At 66.7% G+C, this 17,139-nt stretch carries 20 protein-coding genes; 10 read left to right on the top strand and 10 right to left on the bottom strand.

All coding sequences use genetic code 11. The features are described 5' to 3' along the window. Positions 1-68: 68 nt before the first annotated feature. The 3 genes from CFB43_RS24105 to CFB43_RS24115 form a co-directional block, all read right to left on the bottom strand. A complete protein-coding gene (locus CFB43_RS24105) occupies positions 69-1,043 on the bottom strand; it encodes a threo-3-hydroxy-L-aspartate ammonia-lyase (RefSeq protein WP_089496873.1) in 975 nt (324 codons plus the stop codon). 61 nt (positions 1,044-1,104) lie between these two features. Then, positions 1,105-1,743, bottom strand: coding sequence for a helix-turn-helix transcriptional regulator (locus tag CFB43_RS24110; protein WP_089496874.1), 639 nt, complete (start codon positions 1,741-1,743; stop codon positions 1,105-1,107). Between the two features lie 64 nt (positions 1,744-1,807). Beyond that, positions 1,808-2,311 (bottom strand): YbaK/prolyl-tRNA synthetase associated domain-containing protein, encoded by a 504-nt coding sequence (locus CFB43_RS24115; protein ID WP_089432741.1) that lies wholly within the window; start codon positions 2,309-2,311, stop codon positions 1,808-1,810. 483 nt (positions 2,312-2,794) lie between these two features. Between CFB43_RS24115 and CFB43_RS24120 the strand changes: the two genes are divergently transcribed. From CFB43_RS24120 to CFB43_RS24135, 4 genes are all read left to right on the top strand, one after another. Beyond that, positions 2,795-3,415 (top strand): TetR/AcrR family transcriptional regulator, encoded by a 621-nt coding sequence (locus tag CFB43_RS24120; RefSeq protein WP_179254892.1) that lies wholly within the window; start codon positions 2,795-2,797, stop codon positions 3,413-3,415. 55 nt (positions 3,416-3,470) lie between these two features. Beyond that, on the top strand, positions 3,471-4,379 hold the full coding sequence (locus tag CFB43_RS24125; RefSeq protein WP_089498121.1) for an alpha/beta hydrolase: 909 nt from the start codon (positions 3,471-3,473) through the stop codon (positions 4,377-4,379). Positions 4,380-4,500: 121 nt separating this feature from the next. Then, positions 4,501-4,833, top strand: a complete 333-nt coding sequence (locus CFB43_RS39210) for a lysozyme inhibitor LprI family protein (protein ID WP_373452564.1) — start codon at positions 4,501-4,503, stop codon at positions 4,831-4,833. A gap of 54 nt (positions 4,834-4,887) precedes the next feature. Next, positions 4,888-5,253 carry a hypothetical protein gene (locus tag CFB43_RS24135; protein ID WP_089496877.1) on the top strand — a complete coding sequence of 122 codons (366 nt, stop codon included), beginning with the start codon at positions 4,888-4,890 and terminating at the stop codon, positions 5,251-5,253. Between the two features lie 210 nt (positions 5,254-5,463). On the opposite strand, the gene CFB43_RS24140 is transcribed toward CFB43_RS24135, so the two are convergent. Both CFB43_RS24140 and CFB43_RS24145 read right to left on the bottom strand, forming a co-directional pair. After that, a complete protein-coding gene (locus CFB43_RS24140) occupies positions 5,464-6,180 on the bottom strand; it encodes an EthD domain-containing protein (RefSeq protein ID WP_089496878.1) in 717 nt (238 codons plus the stop codon). A 51-nt stretch (positions 6,181-6,231) separates the two neighbouring features. Then, a complete protein-coding gene (locus CFB43_RS24145) occupies positions 6,232-6,744 on the bottom strand; it encodes a nuclear transport factor 2 family protein (RefSeq protein ID WP_089496879.1) in 513 nt (170 codons plus the stop codon). A 212-nt stretch (positions 6,745-6,956) separates the two neighbouring features. On the opposite strand from CFB43_RS24145, the gene CFB43_RS24150 reads away from it, so the two are divergent. The 5 genes from CFB43_RS24150 (at position 6,957) to CFB43_RS24175 (ending at position 12,424) form a co-directional block, all read left to right on the top strand. Further along, the gene (locus tag CFB43_RS24150) at positions 6,957-7,457 is read left to right on the top strand and encodes a nuclear transport factor 2 family protein (RefSeq protein WP_089496880.1); all 501 of its coding nucleotides are present in this window, start codon (positions 6,957-6,959) and stop codon (positions 7,455-7,457) included. Between the two features lie 55 nt (positions 7,458-7,512). Continuing rightward, positions 7,513-8,379 carry an SDR family NAD(P)-dependent oxidoreductase gene (locus CFB43_RS24155; protein WP_089496881.1) on the top strand — a complete coding sequence of 289 codons (867 nt, stop codon included), beginning with the start codon at positions 7,513-7,515 and terminating at the stop codon, positions 8,377-8,379. A gap of 9 nt (positions 8,380-8,388) precedes the next feature. Next, entirely contained in the window at positions 8,389-9,144 is a 756-nt protein-coding gene (locus tag CFB43_RS24160) for an SDR family NAD(P)-dependent oxidoreductase (RefSeq protein ID WP_089496882.1), read from the top strand. A 112-nt stretch (positions 9,145-9,256) separates the two neighbouring features. Beyond that, the gene (locus tag CFB43_RS24165) at positions 9,257-10,033 is read left to right on the top strand and encodes a glucose 1-dehydrogenase (protein ID WP_089496883.1); all 777 of its coding nucleotides are present in this window, start codon (positions 9,257-9,259) and stop codon (positions 10,031-10,033) included. A 525-nt stretch (positions 10,034-10,558) separates the two neighbouring features. Beyond that, positions 10,559-12,424 carry a phosphoenolpyruvate carboxykinase (GTP) gene (locus tag CFB43_RS24175; RefSeq protein ID WP_089496884.1) on the top strand — a complete coding sequence of 622 codons (1,866 nt, stop codon included), beginning with the start codon at positions 10,559-10,561 and terminating at the stop codon, positions 12,422-12,424. A 97-nt stretch (positions 12,425-12,521) separates the two neighbouring features. On the opposite strand, the gene CFB43_RS24180 is transcribed toward CFB43_RS24175, so the two are convergent. From CFB43_RS24180 to CFB43_RS24200, 5 genes are read right to left on the bottom strand one after another with little or no spacing between them, the layout of a single operon-like run. After that, positions 12,522-13,430, bottom strand: a complete 909-nt coding sequence (locus tag CFB43_RS24180; RefSeq protein ID WP_089496885.1) for an NAD-dependent epimerase/dehydratase family protein — start codon at positions 13,428-13,430, stop codon at positions 12,522-12,524. 58 nt (positions 13,431-13,488) lie between these two features. Continuing rightward, positions 13,489-14,325, bottom strand: coding sequence for an SDR family NAD(P)-dependent oxidoreductase (locus CFB43_RS24185; protein ID WP_089496886.1), 837 nt, complete (start codon positions 14,323-14,325; stop codon positions 13,489-13,491). 37 nt (positions 14,326-14,362) lie between these two features. Then, positions 14,363-15,121: an SDR family oxidoreductase gene (locus CFB43_RS24190; protein ID WP_089496887.1), complete on the bottom strand. Its 759-nt coding sequence runs from the start codon at positions 15,119-15,121 to the stop codon at positions 14,363-14,365. A gap of 38 nt (positions 15,122-15,159) precedes the next feature. Further along, a complete protein-coding gene (locus tag CFB43_RS24195; RefSeq protein WP_089496888.1) occupies positions 15,160-16,017 on the bottom strand; it encodes an SDR family NAD(P)-dependent oxidoreductase in 858 nt (285 codons plus the stop codon). Positions 16,018-16,020: 3 nt separating this feature from the next. Beyond that, positions 16,021-16,437: a nuclear transport factor 2 family protein gene (locus tag CFB43_RS24200; protein ID WP_089498122.1), complete on the bottom strand. Its 417-nt coding sequence runs from the start codon at positions 16,435-16,437 to the stop codon at positions 16,021-16,023. 461 nt (positions 16,438-16,898) lie between these two features. Between CFB43_RS24200 and CFB43_RS24205 the strand changes: the two genes are divergently transcribed. After that, the gene (locus tag CFB43_RS24205; protein WP_089427420.1) at positions 16,899-17,108 is read left to right on the top strand and encodes a hypothetical protein; all 210 of its coding nucleotides are present in this window, start codon (positions 16,899-16,901) and stop codon (positions 17,106-17,108) included. Positions 17,109-17,139: the final 31 nt, after the last annotated feature.

Below are 17,139 nucleotides of genomic sequence, written 5' to 3' on the forward strand. Positions count from 1 at the left end.
CGAAACTTAACGCGACGTGAAGGAGCGATGCGGCGCGTATGACGGAATATTCATGCGCGCCGCGACGTTCATGCCGGCGTCGACACCAGCGCGCAGAAGTTCTCGAGATCGACGTTGCCGCCGCTGATCACCACACCCACGCGCTTGCCCTGCAGCGCGTCCTTCATCCGTCGCACCGCGGCGAGCGACAGGCAGCCGGTCGGCTCGACCACCATCTTCATACGCGTGGCGAAGAAGCGCATGCAGTCGATCAGTTCCGCGTCCGTCGCGGTCAGGATGTCGTCGACGTCGCGCCGGATGATCGGGAACGTCAGGTTGCCGAGGTGCTGCGTCTGCGCCCCGTCGGCGATCGTGCGCGGCGTGTCGATATGCACGATCGCGCCGGACCGGAACGATTGCTGGCCGTCGTTGCCGGCTTCCGGCTCGACGCCGTACAGCGTCGCGTGCGGCGACATCGCGCGCGTGGCGAGCGCGGTGCCCGACAGCAGGCCGCCGCCGCCGAGCGGCGTGAATACCGCATCGAGCGGGCCGACTTCGTCGAACAGTTCCTTGGCCGCCGTGCCCTGGCCGGCGATCACGTCCGGGTGGTCGTAGGGCGGGATCAGCGTGAGCCCATGCTGTGCCGCGAGATCGCGCCCGATCTGTTCGCGATCCTCGGTGTAGCGGTCGTAGGTCACGACCTTGCCGCCGTAGCCGCGCGTCGCGGCCATCTTCGCGGCCGGCGCATCCTGCGGCATCACGATCGTCGCGGGAATGCCGAGCATGCGCGCCGACAGCGCGATCGCCTGCGCATGGTTGCCGGACGAGAACGCGACGACGCCGTTGCGGCGTTGCACCGCGTCGAAGCGCGACAGCGCGTTGAACGCACCGCGAAACTTGAATGCGCCCATGCGCTGCAGGTTCTCGCACTTGAAGAACACGTGCGCGCCGAGCGCTTCGTCGATCGTCCGCGACGTCATCACCGGCGTGCGGTGCGCATGGCCTTCGAGCCGGGCCGCGGCGGCGGCAACGTCGTCGTAGGTGGGGAGAGTCGGAGCGTTCATGGGTGGTCCGGTGGTCGTAGGAATCGGTCAGCGGGAAAGCGGCGCGGGTATCGCGCCTGCGTCATTTCGCATCGTTGTAGACGGTCGCGCGCGAGACGCCGAGATGTTGCGACACGATCTCCATCGCGCGGCGCACCTCGAGGAAACCGTCGGCCTTCAGCGTCTGCATCAGCTCGCGGCGCTGGTCGGTCTTCAGTTCGCGCGGTGTCGTCGCGAGGCGCATCGCGAATGCGTCGATGCGTTGGCGGATCGCGTCCGCGCCGGCCGGATCGAGCGTTTCCGCGACGGCTTCGCCGTCCGTGCTGCAGAACTGGTTCAGCATGCCCTGGAAGCCGCGGAACAGCGTGACGTCGGCATTCAGGCACAGCGCGGCCACATAGCGGCCGGTCGAATCCTTGATGCCGATCGACGTGCTTTTCGCGGTGCGGCCGTCGGCGAAGCGGTTCGGGTAGTTCGCGAGCACGGGCGGGAAATCGTCGTCCGCGATGCGGGCGAGGCCGAGCTCGGTCGCGGGATCGCCGACTGCGCGCCCCGACAGGTTGTTGTGGATGGCGAGGATCGCGTGCTTCGGCGTGCGCAGGTCGTGAACCACGACCTCGGTGAACGGCGCGAACATCGCGCCGAGCCCTTCGGCGATGCGCTGCACCTGTTCGATCAGCGACGCCTGTTCGGACTGCACGAGTTTCCGGGTGGTGTTCATGATGGTTTCGCGGTCAGGTTTCGGATCGAGGCGACGACTGCGGGGGGAAGGGGCAATCGGCGTGTTACTCGCCTTCCGCGGCTTCAGGCCGGGTGATGTCGGCGAGCAGCGGCTGCGCGATCCGCACGTAGTCGGCCGCGTCGAGCACGACGGAGCGATCGAGGCGGCCCGCGTTGAAGGCGATCTCGGTGTTGCGTTCGACCAGGGCGGGGTCGACGACGAGCGTCACGCTGGCATCGAACACGAACGGCGGCACCGCGCCCATCACGCAGCGCGTGACGGTGGCCGCGAGGTCGGGCGACGCGAGGGTGGCCTTGCGGCGGCCGACCGCATCGGCGACCTTGCGGAAATCGATCTTCAAATGGCCGGGAATCACCGCGAGCGCGGTGGTGTCGCCACCATCCTTGAACGTGCAGAGCATCGCCTTCGCGCCCTGTTCGGGGCGCGTGCCGCGCAGTGCGGCGATTGCGTCGGATTTCCCTTCGGCCGGATGCTCCAGCACACGGAACCGCGCGCCGGACGTGTTCAGCAGATCGCAAAGCGTGTCGAAAACGGGGTAGTCGCTCATGTCGCTCCGGGCAAACTGGGCCGGGGAATCGAGGGCGCGCTCGGGTTCGAATGCTTCGGCGTGCCGGTCGATGGAGTGTCCAAGTATAGACGTTTTGTCATGGGCGTGGCAAAGGGACGGGAGAGCGGGGAGTCGAGGGCGTTCGGGCGCATCGACGAGAATGTGTCGCTCGACCCATTTTGTGACGGGTATCGAACAAGTCATGTGTAGGCTCGTCAATCGACATCGGTGCCTCTCCCCGGATTTCCAATCCTGCGTAGAATGTCGCCGTCGGGTTCGGCCTTTCGGTCTCTGCAGTGGAACCGGCACGACCCTGAGTCAGGCATCGATGTTTTGCAAAATCCGGTCGACCAACCTATATCACCACTCCCCGTGCATGGAGCGGATGCGGCGTGGTTGGTCTGCGACCGGGCATCAGCGGCGCTGGCGCGCCATCAGCACCATCGCCCCGGGCATGCGCTCACGGGGCTGCAGGAGGATTTCTTGAAGAGGGCGGCTCTCGATAACGGGCGCGTCTTGACCGAACGCGGCAAGCACGCTGTGAACAAGATTATGGTCAGTGCGATCGAGATCTTCGTGGACGAAGGTTACGGCGGGCTGACCATGAGGAAGGTCGCGGCAAAAGCCGGGTTGGCGCTGTCGAACCTGCAGCACTACTTTCCCACGCGCGAAGACATCTTCGAGGCCATCCTTGCCGTGACGCGGGAAGCGTACGCCAATACATACGACGGCGTGCGCGCGGACACGTCGCTGACACCCGAGGGTCGGCTGGAGAAAGTGGTCCGACTGTTGCTCGAAGACGGAAAGCAGCCCAAGACCCAAAGCCTGTTCGTGAACTTCTGGGCACTCGCCCAAACGCAAGAGTTCGCGCGGAAGATGCTCGAGGAGGGGTATGAATTTCAACGCGGCGTGATCGCCGGCCTCATCGAAGCCGTGAACCCGGCGCTGCCACAAGCGGTGCGCATCCGGCGAGCGGCACTCGTGACGGCGCAGATCGAGGGGCTCATCGTGCTGATACCGCAAAGGAATCGGTTCCCGTCGGATATCAAGGGAATCGAGGACGATGCGGTGACGGCTATTCTGGCGTTGGCCAAGGCGCCGTGAGCTGCACTGTTGGAGCGATTGTCGGTAGCTCATTCCCAGGGGGCTTTTGCAAACCATGCAGACGGAAATCGAGGCGCCGGGGCCATCTGGCCCGCTGAAAGGCACGCTCTTGTCCCCGGACACCGACGACATGCCGGTGGTGCTGATCGTGCCGGGCTCGGGCGCGACCGACAGAAATGGCGACGCGCCGAGCTGGCTTCAGGCGTCGACGTACCGGTTGCTCGCGGAAGGATTGTGCGAAGAAGGTATCGCGTCGGTACGAATCGACAAGCGCGGCATGTACGGCAGCGCGTCGGCGATACCGGATGCCAATGATGTCGTGATCGACGACTACGCGGCCGACGTCCATTCGTGGGTAGCCGCCATCCGCGCGCGGACAGGTGTTTCCAGCGTATGGGTGTTGGGGCACAGCGAGGGCGGTTTGGTGGCGTTGCTGGCGGCGCGGCAATCGGCCGACATTGCCGGCCTGATCCTGCTTGCCACGGCGGGGCGTCCGTTCGGGCCCGTATTGCGGCAGCAACTGCGGTCGAACCCTGCAAATGCGCCGATCCTGGACAACGCACTGTCGATCCTCGATTCTCTGGAAGCGGGGAATGGGGTAGACGCGACCGATATCGATCCGGCGCTCATGCAGGTGTTCAGGCCGCAAGTCCAGCGCTTCCTGATGAGCGAATTGACCATCGACCCGGCAGCACTGCTGGCCGATTACATGAAGCCCGTGCTGATCGTGCAGGGCGCGCGGGATATCCAGGTTCCCGTGCAGGACGCGGAACTGTTACAGCGAGCCAATCCGCAGGCCGAAATGGCGCTGATCGCCGACGCCAATCACGTTCTCAAGGCCGTCCGCACGGCGGATCTGCAAGAAAACCTCGCTGCTTATTCGAACCCGGATCTGCCACTGGCGGATGGTGTCGTGGAGGCTATTGCGGCGTTCGTGCACGCATCGCCAGCGAGTCGGCGCTAGTTCCGGAGTAAGACAGAAGCACGTTATTTCCGTTCGGTAACCGTCACGGAACAGAGGCTCCCAAATGAAGAGACGCACGCTATCGATGATCCTTTGCCTCGCTGCCGCCAGCTTCACTACGATGGCAAACTCACAAGCGCCCGTTTGTCACGACGACGGATCGGGTGCCGATAGTGCTGCTTGTGCGCATCAAGGTTTCGTTAGAGCAGACGCGCAGCTGAACGACGCTTACCGGGCCGCCCTTGATCTCTTGGGTTCCGACACCGAGCGGGCCGATGCGAGAGCTGCGTTGGTGGCGGCACAACGACAATGGATCAAGTTCCGCGATGCTGACTGTCAGGTTCAGGATCGCATCTTTCAACATGGAACATTGCGTGCGGCGATCGTAGCGTCGTGTCTGACCAATCTGACGGAGCAACGAACGACAGAGCTGAAAAAACTTTGGCTGCCTTAGTTGAAGGACCGCATCGAGTTGCAGATTCGACCGGTCAACGCAAAAAGACGAACCATGACGAACCTCATTCGATTCCGCGTTCGGCCGGTATTTCACGGCAGCGATCTTCTGGTCGAGGTACTCGACGACCATCGCGCAGCGGATTTTCCAGACGTCGCCGCGATCCTGCAAGACGCACTGCATTCGGTCCAGGTTCCGCATCCGGATGGCCTTGACGAACCCGAGGTCGCCTTGTCCCAGGACCGTTACTTCAGCTATTGGACGTATGCCCGCGGCAACTACGAAATAGACGACGATATCTGGGGATTGTTCGTCACGGCGACGTTCGACAACGCGCGCGTCGTCGCGGACGTCGAAAGCGCACTCCTGTCGATGGGGAAGTTCGTCAAGGAAGACGTGGATTTCAGCAGGTTCGAGTGAATTGAAGAGGGCCGGGAAAGCTGCGTAACCACGACGAACGGTGGCTCCCCGTGGCCAGCAGGGACCGTTCCAGGTCGATCAACGCCAACGGCGGAAATTCGCAAAGCAGCAAAAAGCAAGCCGGCGATGCGCACAAGCGCTCCACCGGCCCGTAACGTAAAATCGCAATCAATCCAGACGTAGGCGACCGCACAAAGCGATCCCCCGACCTCACCCCCGCACCGCCTTCACCACATACTGACTCGTCGGCACCACATCGATCTTGTCGAAATCGATGAAGCGCCCGCAGCTGTCCATCATCTCCGCCACGTTCCGCTGGAATTTCTCGTCATCGCCGACCGCATCGAAGAACGCATGCGGATCGGTCATCGCCGCAGCGGGGAAGCATTCCTCGACGATCGCGTCGTACCTCGGCGCCGCATGCGTGAGCGCGCGCACGACGACGTTCTGCACATACAGGAAATTGTCCTGCGTATCGATCGCGACGCGCGTGTGATGCCCGTGCCACACATCGAGCCACGCTTCGTGCGTCAGCCGCGGCGGCCGCTTCAAAAACGCGAGCTGCGAAAAGCCCATCGTCCGCTCGCCCGGCCGCGCCGGAAAGCGCGTATTCGGAATCGGCTGCGACTCGGTGACGAGATACGCCGCCATGTGCGGGACCACGGCGCGCACCGCGTCGTCGAACGGCTGACGGAACATCGCATTCGCGCTATCGACCCACACCGCGACGATTCCGTCGATGGCAGGGTGCGTGTTGGTCTGCTTCAAGCCGGCGGCCGGCGCGACATCCGCATCGGTGACGTTCACCTGCACGCCGTGCGCGCCGAGCGACAGCAGCTTGTCGGCGAGCTGAGCGCGCACCGTGCGGCTCCACTGATCGGGCGCGGCCTGCGTATCGCGCCACAACACGTAAATAACTTTCTCCATTGCTCCGGCTCCAGAAGGAAATGACAGGATCGGCGGCATCGCCGCCGGGATTCAGGAAGCGGCTTCTGTCGATCCGGCCGTCCGATGCGCATCCGGCGCGAACCGGTTCGCGGTCAGCGTGAACGACGGTGGAATCGGCGACGTGACGGTTTCGAACAGCCGCTCGTGGCGCGTCGCGTGAATGCGCCACACGCCATCGCGTTTCACGTACTGGTCGTCGTAGAACGCGGTGCCGTGCAGCAGGTAGTCATCCTCAAGATTGATTGCGTGATCCTCGAGAAACCACACGCCGCACGCGTGATCGGCCGACACCAGCGTGAGCTCGGGGTGATGGCCGTGATGCATCGTCAGGAAGGTCGGCTTGCCGATCAGCGCGCGCAGGCTCGACACGAATGCGTCGCGGCCATCGTACGCATAGCGGCCGCCATACAGCCGCGCCTCGCAGTCCTCGGTCAGGCAATCGGCGAGCAGTGCCCAATCGTGCGTGTCGACCGCGCGGAAATACCGGTACTTCAACTGTCGGATCTGCTCGTACTCGTGGAGCGTGCGGGTCGTGTCGTCCATCGCCGGGTCTCGTGGTGGTGTCGTTCGATAGTAGGAACGAAGCCGCCTGCATCACATCGTCTGTTCGGACGAACGCCGTAGACACGCGCCAACAGCGCGGCCGAAACGAATCGCGGAGTTCATCCGAACGGGTGATGGCCGGCCCATCGCGCGGCGGTAACGTGGCATCGACGCGGCGTTCGAACCGCGCCGGCACCGAACAAGGAGACAGGATGACCCTCATCGAATCGCTGGAAGCGCGCGTGCGCCGGCTCGAGGACGCCGACGCAATCCGCCGGCTGAAGGCGCGCTACTTCACCTGCTGCGACCGCAAGGATCCGGAAGGGATGCGCGACTGCTTCGCGCCCGGCCCCGTGCAGATCGACTACGGCCGGATCGGCACGTTCGATACACGCGACGCGCTCGTCGACGTCTTCGCGCAACTGGGCTGCCATCCGCACATCGTCGAGATGCACCACGGCGTGAATCCCGAGATCGATGTGCTCGACGCGACGCATGCACGCGGCACGTGGGGCCTGCACTACCAGATGATCGACACGAATGCGCGCACGCTCACGCAGCTCGGCGCGTACTACGACGACGCATACCGGAAGGTCGACGGCGAATGGAAGATCGCGGGCACGCGCTGCGTCGTCACGTCGACGCTGTCGGCCCGCTACGAAGGCGATGCGCCGGGCGTGCTGTTCGCCGGCACGCAGCCGGCGGCCGCGTGACGCACGCGAACGCCATCCACGCGGCGCCCAGCTCATTCCACAGGAGACATCGAACATGACACAGCACCACGAGGCGCCGGTCGCCGTCGTGACGGGCGCCTCGCGCGGCGCGGGCAAGGGCATCGCGCGCGCGCTCGGCGCGGCCGGCATGACCGTCTATGTAACGGGCCGCTCGCAGAACGAAGGCGATGCGCCGCTGCCCGGCACGATCCACGAGACCGCACGTGAGATCGATGCGCTCGGCGGGCGCGGAATCGCGGTGGCCTGCGACCACGCGGACGACGCCCAGGTAAAGGCGCTGTTCGAGCGCGTCGAGCGCGAAAGCGGGCGGCTCGACATGCTCGTCAACAACGCGACCTACCTGCACGATCAGCTGATCCTGCCGGGCCCGTTCTGGGAGAAGTCGCTCGATCTCGTCAACATCCTCGATGTCGGGCTGCGCTCGGCCTATGTCGCGAGCTGGCACGCGGCGCGACTGATGGCGCGGCGCCGCAGCGGGCTGATCGCGTTCACGTCGTCGTTCGGCGCGAGCTGCTACATGCACGGCGCGGCGTACGGCGCGCAGAAGTCCGGCGTCGACAAGTTCGCGAAGGACATGGCCGTCGACCTGAAGCCGTTCGACGTCGCAGCCGTGTCGATCTGGATGGGCCCGCTGCGCACCGAGCGCACGACGCGCGTGTGGGAAGCACACCCGGATCTGTACAAGGAATTCTCGCTCGTCGCGGAAAGCCCCGAATTCACGGGCCGCGTGATTCACGCGATCCACGGCGATCCGCAGCGCATGGCGTTGTCGGGGCAGGTGCTCGTCGGCGCGGAAGCCGCGCTGCGGTACGGCATCGCCGATCTCGACGGCAAGCAGCCGCCTTCCTACCGCGAACTGCTCGGCGGCCCCGTGCAGGCGCATCCGGCGATCGTCGCCTGAGGAGCACGCATGGGCATCCTGACAGGCAAGGTCGCGCTCGTGACGGGCGCGGGGCAGGGCGTCGGCCAGGGCGTCGCGCAGGCGCTCGCGGCGGAAGGGGCGCACGTCGCGGTGGTCGGTCGCACCCTCGACAAACTGCTCGCGACCTGCGAGGCGATCCGTGCACGCGGCGGCGTGGCCGACCCGTTCGTGTGCGACGTGATGGACGCGACGCAGATCGCGCAATGCGTCGACAACGTCGTCGCGCGGTTCGGTGGCGTGCAGATCCTGATCAACAACGCGCAGGTCGTGCCGCTCGGCCGTTTGCTCGACGTGACCGACGCGAGTTTCCTGGCGGGGCTCGAATCGGGGCCGATCGCGACGCTGCGCATGATGCGCGCGTGCCATCCGCATCTGAAGGGTGACGGCGTGATCGTCAATTTCGCGTCGTCGGCCGCGGTGCGCTGGGATGCGTCCGGCTACGGCGCGTACGCGGCGACCAAGGAGGCGATTCGTGCGCTGACGCGCGCGGCGGCCTGCGAATGGGGCGTGGACGGCATCCGCGTGAACGCGGTCGCGCCGCATGCATTGTCGCCGGGCCTGAAAGGCTGGGTCGACGCAAATCCGCAGGAAGCCGCGGCGTTTTTCCGCACGATTCCGCTCGGCCGCGTCGGCGACTGCGAGCAGGACATCGGGCGCGCGATCGTGTTTCTGGCGAGTCGCGATGCCGCCTACCTGACGGGCGCGACGCTGCCGCTCGACGGCGGGCAGGCGTACTGGGGTTGAAGGCGGGAATCGAAGGTGCGCGGCACTGGGGCCGCGCGCGAAACATGGGACGGCAAACCCGCGCATGGGCGTAGCGCGGTAGCCGGCAATCCGGAATCGAAGCGAGGACGACATGGGTCGACTGGAAGGAAAGGTAGCGATCGTCACGGGCGGTGCGCGTGGCATGGGCGCGGCAACGTGCCGGCTGTTCGTCGAGGAAGGCGCGCGCGTCGTGATCGGCGACGTGCTCGATGCGGAAGGCGAAGCGCTCGCGCGCGAGCTCGGCGACGCGGCGCGCTTCATGCGGCTCGACGTCGCCGACGAAGCGAGCTGGGTGCGCGTGACCGAAGCGACGATGGAGCAGTTCGGCCGGATCGACGTACTGGTCAACAATGCAGCCGTGCTGACGTTCGGCGGCATCACGGAGCTGTCGAAACGCGATTTCGAGCGCGCGGTGTCGATCAACCTCGTCGGGACGTTCGTCGGCATCCGGACCATCGCGCCGCGCATGATCGCGCAGAAGAGCGGGTCGATCGTCAACATCTCGTCGGTGGACGGGCTGCGCGGCGTGAACGCGCTGGCCGCGTACGTGTCGAGCAAATGGGGCGTGCGCGGGCTGACGAAGGTCGCGGCGCTCGAACTCGGCCATCAGGGCGTGCGCGTGAATTCGATTCATCCGGGCGGCGTGAACACCGCGATGTCGAACCCGACCGGCGCGCCGCTCGAGGAAATCAACCAGCACTATGCGAACGTGCCGCTGCAACGCGTCGGCCTGCCCGACGAAATCGCGCGCGCGACGCTGTTCCTCGCGAGCGACGAAGCGTCGTACTGCAACGGCGCCGAGCTGGCCGTCGACGGCGGGATGGCGGCAGGCGCGTATTACCCCGGATTGCCCGGCGCGCCGTTTTGAGCAGGGGTGCCTGCGACACGCTCACGTCAGATGTTTGTGTACGCAACCTAATTCAGGGTTTGCCTGAGTAGCGAAAACGTGAATTCGCCCGGCCCGCGCTCGCGTGGGCCTCACGCGGGAGCGGAGCGGCAAATTTGCCGCTTCCGCGAAACCCTTGCCGGACGGCCGTTCTGGCCGTTTCGTCCCCAAAGCGCGCGCCATGGCGCTGTAAAAAGCACGCACATGCAACCGGCGTGCCGGCTCGCCGACATAGTTGTTTCTTGTTGCAACGCAACGTTTGCCGAATAACGGCGATGGTATGCTGGCCGTCATGGAGTTGTACGGCAGGTTGCTTGTATGGCGAAACTCGCGTTCGCAATTACTAAAGAGACATCACCTTCTCTCGCACGCATCGCGGCATCGACGCGCGCTCCGCTCGCGCGTCCCGTCCTGCGCGCCGCCGCACCCTGCGCTCCAATCGCATACCCCATCTCGCGGGCTCGCCCCGCAACCCCCATCCCCGCCCAATAATCTGGAGACATCCTCATGTCGCAAAACACTTTGGCCGAAGCAACACACGGCCCGCTGATCGCTCCGCCGGCTTTCGTCAAACATCGCAAGCTGATCGACTGGGTGTCGCGTATCGCGGCGCTGACGGAGCCCGAGCGCGTCGTGTGGTGTGACGGTTCGCAGGAAGAAAACGACGCGCTGTGCCAGGCGATGGTCGACCAGGGCACGCTCACGCGCCTGAACCCGGCGAAGCGCCCGAACTCGTATCTCGCGCAATCCGATCCGTCCGACGTCGCGCGCGTCGAGGATCGCACGTTCATCTGCGCGGCCTCGCGCGACGACGTCGGCCCGACCAACCACTGGATCGAACCCGCCGAAATGCGCGAGACGCTCAACGGCCTGTTCCGCGGCTCGATGCGCGGCCGCACGCTGTACGTCGTGCCGTTTTCGATGGGCCCGCTCGGCTCGCCGATCGCGCACGTCGGCGTCGAGCTGTCCGACAGCCCGTACGTCGTCGTGAACATGCGGATCATGACGCGCATGGGTCGTGAGGTGTACGACGTACTGGGCGAGGACGGCGAGTTCGTGCCGTGCGTGCACAGCGTCGGCCATCCGCTCGAAGCCGGCCAGCAGGACGTGCCGTGGCCGTGCAATCCGGTCAAGTACATCGTGCATTTCCCCGAGACGCGCGAGATCTGGAGCTTTGGTTCGGGCTACGGCGGCAATGCGCTGCTCGGCAAGAAGTGTTTCGCGCTCCGTATCGCGTCGACGATGGGCCGCGACCAGGGCTGGCTCGCCGAACACATGCTGATCCTCGGCGTGACGTCGCCGGCCGGCAAGAAGTATCACGTCGCGGCGGCGTTCCCGTCCGCGTGCGGCAAGACCAACTTCGCGATGCTGATTCCGCCGCAGGGCTTCAAAGGCTGGAAGGTCACGACGATCGGCGACGACATCGCGTGGCTGAAGCCGGGCCGCGACGGCCGACTGTATGCGATCAACCCGGAAGCGGGCTTCTTCGGCGTCGCGCCGGGCACCGGCGTGAAGACCAACCCGAACGCGATCTCGACGCTCACCGAGAACGTGATCTTCACGAACGTCGCGCTGACGGAAGACGGCGACGTGTGGTGGGAAGGGCTGACCGACACGCCGCCCGCGAAGCTGACCGACTGGCAGGGCAACCCGTGGACGCCGGAGATCGGCAAGGAGACGGGCCGCAAGGCCGCGCATCCGAATTCGCGCTTCACGGCGCCGGCCGCGCAGTGTCCGTCGATCGACGGCGACTGGGAGAACCCGGCCGGCGTGCCGATCGACGCCTTCATCTTCGGCGGCCGCCGTTCGACGACCGTGCCGCTCGTGACCGAGGCGCGCGATTGGGTCGAGGGCGTGTACATGGCCGCGACGATGGGCTCGGAGACGACTGCCGCGGCCGTCGGCCAGCAGGGCATCGTGCGCCGCGATCCGTTCGCGATGCTGCCGTTCTGCGGCTACAACGTCAGCGATTATTTCGCGCACTGGCTCAAGCTCGGCAAGCAGCTCGAAGGCGCGGGCGCGACACTGCCGAAAATCTACTGCGTGAACTGGTTCCGCAAGGATGCGAACGGCAAGTTCGTGTGGCCGGGCTTCGGCGAGAACATGCGCGTGCTGAAGTGGATGCTCGATCGTCTCGAAGGCACCGGTGGTGGCGGCGAGCATGCGTTCGGCGTGTCGCCCGCGTATGAGGACCTGCACTGGGACGGCCTCGATTTCACGCGCGATCAGTTCGATGCGGTGACGTCGATGAACGCCGATGAATGGCGCGAGGAGCTGAAGCTTCATGCGGCGTTGTTCGATACGCTGAAGCTGCGCCTGCCGGCCGAAATGACCGACACGATGAAGAAGATCGAGCAGCGCATCGGCGCCTGACGGTTCGCATTCGTATAGTCATCCTGACGTCCCGCCGCCGGCATGCATCGCCGGCGGCGGGACGTTTTTGCATCGGCCCCGCACACGCGCCGTTCGCTTACTGCGCGCGGCAATGCGCGACGACTTCGTCCACCGCGCGCTGCACGTCGCCGCGCCGGTAGCGCAGCAGCGCGCTGTCGGCCGGATCGGGCTCGTACGACACGACATTGCCGCGCCCCGTGTAGATCGCGATGTCGGGCAACAGCGGATGCTCCTGGTCGAGCGACGGCACGTCCTGCGGATTGCCGGCCGCGCGGAAGAACGCCGCGAAGTAATCGGCGAAGCTGAGATTCTCGTCGCCGACGAGGTACGCCTTGCCCGCTTCGCCACGCTGCAGTGCGCCCCAGATCGCTTCCGACAGCGATTGCGTCGAGATGAAGTTGCTGCCGCCGGCCGGCCCGAACACGGGCAGCCCCGCGAACTGGCCCTGCGCGTAGCGCGTGTACGCCGCGAACATCTCGTTGCGCAGCCCCGGCACCGACCCGACGACGAACGGCGCGTTGACGCTGCACACGGCGAACGACGGCGTCGCGAGCGCACGCACGCGTTCGTCGGCGAGATGGCGCGAGCGCACGTACGGCACCGTGTCGACCAGCGCCGGCGCGACCTGAGGATAGAAACTGCCGACCAGCACCGCACGCTTCACGCCTGCCTCGCGGGCCAGCGCGAAGAAGCGCGGCACCGCGTCGACGTTCGCGCGTTCCCAGTGCGCGGCTTCGTCGGTACCGGGCGGCAGGTGGCGGATGTCGTTGCCGGCCGCGAACACCACCGCGTCGAACGGTGCGAGGTCGTCGCGCGTGAAGTTGTCGGCTACGTAATCGCGCAGCAGCACGTCGAACTGCGCGAGCGCGCTGCCGGGTGCGGGCGGCTTGCGCGCGGCGAGCGTGACGAGGTTGCCCTGCGCATGCAGGTGCAGCGCGGCATGGCCGCCGATGAGGCCGGTGCCGCCGACGATCAGGATCTTCATGATGTCTCCGAAAGCGGCGCCATTTCGCCGCGTGAAATGAACAGGCGAGCGGTGCCGCTCAGAAATTGAAGCCGTTGCCCGTGACGACGGGCAGGTTGGTCCAGAAGCCGTTCGGGTCGCGATACCAGCCGGCCGCCGCGAGCGCGCCGCCGTCGACATGCAGCGTCGTGCCGGTGACCCACGCGGCGAGCGGGCTCGCGAGGAACAGCGCGGCGCCCGCGATATCGCCGGCCGCGCCGAAGCGCCCGAGCGGGATCCAGCGCGGGATGTGCTCTTGGTGCTCGGCCGCGATCATCGCGCTAACAGGCACCTGCGGCGTCTCGGTGGTTTCGGGGGCGATCTGGTTCACACGAATGCCGGCCGGCCCGAGTTCGAGAGCAAGGCTCTTCGTGAAGCCGGTCAGCGCGGCCTTGAACGACGCGTACACGGTGCAGTTCGGAATCGCGCGGAAGCCTTCGATCGACGACACGCCGACGATGCTGCTGCCCACGCCGCGCTTGCGCAGCAACGGCAGCATCGCGCGCGTGACGAGGAAGACCTGGCGCAGGTTCACGTCGAACAGCCGAGCGATGTCGTCGTCGGTGCAGTCGTCGAACGGTTTCGCGATCTGCAGGAAATCGCCCACATTGTTGACGAGCACGTCGAGGCCGCCGAAGCGCGCGTCGACGGTTCGCGCGAATGCATTGACCTCGTCGCGGCGCGTGACGTCCACGGTGCCGACGAGCGCATTGACGCCCGCCGCTTCGAGTGCCTGGCGCACGTCCTGCGCGCGGGACGGGTCGATCTCGGCTACCGCGACGCGCGCGCCGGCCGCGCCGAACGCTTCCGCGCACGCACGGCCGATGCCCGCGCCGCCGCCGGTGACCAGCACGGTCTTGCCGGTGAATGAAATCATCGATGGACTTCTTTGAACGGGAAGGCAGTGAGCCGCGTCACAGCGACGACACCAGTTGCGCGTTGTCGATCCGCAGCTCCGCACCGTTCACGAAACGCGATTCGTCGGACGCGAGGAACAGCACGAGATTCGCGACGTCCTGCGGGTCGCACATGCGCGCCATCGGATCGCTGCCGATGCCGAGCGCGGCGGCGTCGAGATCGGGCATCAGCGCCTGCGTCATCGGCGTCCAGATCCCGTCCGGATGGATCGAATTGCAGCGGATCCGGTAGCCGCTGCGCTTGCAGTGCACGGCGACGCTGCGCGCGAGCGCCGTCACCGCGCCTTTCGACCCGGTGTACGCGCACATCATCGGCAGCCCGCCGAGCGCGGCGACCGACGACATCATCACGATCGAGCCCGGCGTGTCGTTGCCCTTCATCGCGCCGATCGCGTACTGGCAGCCGAGGAAATAGCCATCGGCGTTGGTACGCATCACGCGCCGCCACGTGTCGAGGCTCGTGTCCTCGATCGAACCGACCGGGCAGATCGCCGCGTTGTTGACGAGCACGTCGAGGCGGCCGAAGCGGTCGAGCGTCGATGCGATCGCGTGCTGCCAACCGGCTTCGTCGGCGATGTCGTGGCGGACGAACAGCGCCGCGTCGCCGATCTCGCGAGCGAGCGCACGGCCCGCGTCCTCGTCGATGTCGGTCAGCACGACACGCGCGCCTTCCGCGGCGAGCAGCAGCGCATCCGCGCGGCCGACGCCGCTTGCCGCGCCGGTGACCAGCGCGACCTTGTTTGCGACTCGATTCATGGTCGGTCGGATTCCTTTGACGTTGAAAGAAGGCGCGCTCATGCGGCGCCCGGCACACGGCCGGCCTTGATCGCGTCGAGCGCGGCCGTGCCGTAGATCTGCGCGATCGTGTCGTCGACGCGCGGGTTGGTGCGCAGCTCATGGCCGCCATCGACCGCGAAGCTCTGGCCGGTCACCCAGCCCGACTCGGGGCCGGCGAGATAGCGCACCGCGTGCGCGATCGCTTCGGGTTCGCCGAGCGTGCCGAGCGGGATCTGTTCGAGAAAGCTGTCGACGAGCGCGCGGTTGTCGAACATCGGCGCGGTGGCTTCGGAGCGCGTGAGGCCCGGGCGCACCGCGTTCACGCGGATCCTCGCGCCGGCCAGTTCCTCGGCCGCGCCGCGCACGAGCGCTTCGAGCGCGGCCTTCGCGGTGCAGTACGCGGACAGCCAGCGGAAATTGATCTGTGCGGCCGTCGACGAAATGCAGACGATCGCGCCACCGCCGCTGTCGGCGAGCCGCGGCGCCGCATGTCGGATCGCGGCGAACGCGCTGTGCAGGTTCAGGTCGATTTCCGCGCGGAAGGTGTCGGCGTCGTGCAGCAGCAGCGGCCGGAAGCCCGCTCCGCCGACCGTCGGCACGACGATGTCGAGGCGATGGTCGAGCGCCCACGCGCAGTCGAGCGCGGCCTGCAGGTCGCTTTCGTCGCAGGCGTCGCCCGCATGGATCGCGACGCGGCTGCCGGGCACGGCGTCGGTCAGTTGCCGCTGCGTGCGTTCGAGCGCGTCGCGGCGGCGGCCCATCAGCACGACGGCCGCGCCGTCGGCGACGAGCGCATGCGCGCAGGCCGCGCCGATGCCGCCGGCGCCGCCCGTCACGAGTGCAGTGCGGCCGGCGAGGGGAGCGGAGGTGCGCATCGTTCAGCCCTCCAGCGGCAGGTCTTGGGCCCAGTCGACGTGCAGCGTGCGCGCGGCGAAGCGCCACGTGCCGCCGTCGAACACGCAACGATCGCGATAGCGCAGCCCCCAGTCGAGCTTGCGCTTCACGCCGTCGCGCACGTAGACGTGGCAGGCGACGCCGTAGGTTTCGACGTCGGCCTCGCCGCCGTCCAGCGTGACGAGCTGGTTGTGCACGTGATGCTGGGTTGCTTCGTAGCGCTCGATCACGCGCATGCCCGCGACGATCGCGTCGCGGTCGTCGAAGCGGAAGCCGGGGCCGGCCAGCGTGGCGTCGGGGGTGAAGAGTGTGGTGAGGCGTGGCCAGTCGCGCCGGTCGACGGCTTGCGCGTAGCGGCACGCCAGTTCGTACAACGCGTGGCGGGGATTGGAATCGGTCATGCGTGGGCTCCCGTGGAAGAACGGAACGCGTGGGCCGCGCAAGGCGGGCCGACGCGACGGCATTGCGACGTCGACGCGCAGGTTCGCATCGCGCAGGCCGGGATTCATCATCCATACGGAGCAGGGCGAGGGTCGGGGAAAACACCGGGGCACGCCGCCACGCGTCACGTGAGGGCGCGGGGATGGTGCGGCGCAGCGACCGGTGTGCGAGATGCGTCTGACGATGCGTGCGACCGGCCGCGGCAGGCGCGCGACGTGCCGCGTTTCCTCCGCGTGGGCGAAGCCGCGGCGCGCGATGTTGCGATGCGTCAGGCCGCAAATCGTCCGCTCAGCGTTTGCCCCTAGTCGAGATGGACGATGGCCGGCGGCCGGGTGCTGGCTACCGTGCAGTCATCCGGTGCCGCATGCGATGCACGCCGGACACGAACCGCACCAGCGGACAACCGGAGGGGACGACGATCATGAGACTGACGACTCGCAAGCTGTGCGTATTGGCGATAGGGACGTTCGCTGCCATGGCGATGGCGCGATACGGCGCCGATCAGGTCCCGTCGCCGCCGTATGCGGCCGGCATCCTGCAATGCCGTTCGGTCGACGCGAACGGCCTGCCGACCGGTTGCGTGCCGATCGATCCGTCGCACTTCGGTTTCGCCGCGATGCGCGGCATGTGACACCGGCGCGGCCGCGCGCCGCGCAGCGCGG

The sequence above is a fragment of the Burkholderia sp. AU15512 genome, from assembly GCF_002223325.1.
Taxonomy (GTDB): Bacteria; Pseudomonadota; Gammaproteobacteria; order Burkholderiales; family Burkholderiaceae; genus Burkholderia.

Coding starts and splice junctions, on each gene's coding strand:
- CFB43_RS24155 (WP_089496881.1), top strand. CDS start 7,513: ATGACACAGCACCACGAGGCGCCGGTCGCCGTCGTGACGGGCGCCTCG.
- CFB43_RS24190 (WP_089496887.1), bottom strand. CDS start 15,121: ATGAATCGAGTCGCAAACAAGGTCGCGCTGGTCACCGGCGCGGCAAGC.
- CFB43_RS24160 (WP_089496882.1), top strand. CDS start 8,389: ATGGGCATCCTGACAGGCAAGGTCGCGCTCGTGACGGGCGCGGGGCAG.
- CFB43_RS24175 (WP_089496884.1), top strand. CDS start 10,559: ATGTCGCAAAACACTTTGGCCGAAGCAACACACGGCCCGCTGATCGCT.
- CFB43_RS24105 (WP_089496873.1), bottom strand. CDS start 1,043: ATGAACGCTCCGACTCTCCCCACCTACGACGACGTTGCCGCCGCCGCG.
- CFB43_RS24150 (WP_089496880.1), top strand. CDS start 6,957: ATGACCCTCATCGAATCGCTGGAAGCGCGCGTGCGCCGGCTCGAGGAC.
- CFB43_RS24180 (WP_089496885.1), bottom strand. CDS start 13,430: ATGAAGATCCTGATCGTCGGCGGCACCGGCCTCATCGGCGGCCATGCC.
- CFB43_RS24115 (WP_089432741.1), bottom strand. CDS start 2,311: ATGAGCGACTACCCCGTTTTCGACACGCTTTGCGATCTGCTGAACACG.
- CFB43_RS24185 (WP_089496886.1), bottom strand. CDS start 14,325: ATGATTTCATTCACCGGCAAGACCGTGCTGGTCACCGGCGGCGGCGCG.
- CFB43_RS24205 (WP_089427420.1), top strand. CDS start 16,899: ATGAGACTGACGACTCGCAAGCTGTGCGTATTGGCGATAGGGACGTTC.
- CFB43_RS24135 (WP_089496877.1), top strand. CDS start 4,888: ATGACGAACCTCATTCGATTCCGCGTTCGGCCGGTATTTCACGGCAGC.
- CFB43_RS24140 (WP_089496878.1), bottom strand. CDS start 6,180: ATGGAGAAAGTTATTTACGTGTTGTGGCGCGATACGCAGGCCGCGCCC.
- CFB43_RS24195 (WP_089496888.1), bottom strand. CDS start 16,017: ATGCGCACCTCCGCTCCCCTCGCCGGCCGCACTGCACTCGTGACGGGC.
- CFB43_RS39210 (WP_373452564.1), top strand. CDS start 4,501: ATGGCAAACTCACAAGCGCCCGTTTGTCACGACGACGGATCGGGTGCC.
- CFB43_RS24145 (WP_089496879.1), bottom strand. CDS start 6,744: ATGGACGACACGACCCGCACGCTCCACGAGTACGAGCAGATCCGACAG.
- CFB43_RS24200 (WP_089498122.1), bottom strand. CDS start 16,437: ATGACCGATTCCAATCCCCGCCACGCGTTGTACGAACTGGCGTGCCGC.
- CFB43_RS24125 (WP_089498121.1), top strand. CDS start 3,471: ATGCAGACGGAAATCGAGGCGCCGGGGCCATCTGGCCCGCTGAAAGGC.
- CFB43_RS24165 (WP_089496883.1), top strand. CDS start 9,257: ATGGGTCGACTGGAAGGAAAGGTAGCGATCGTCACGGGCGGTGCGCGT.
- CFB43_RS24110 (WP_089496874.1), bottom strand. CDS start 1,743: ATGAACACCACCCGGAAACTCGTGCAGTCCGAACAGGCGTCGCTGATC.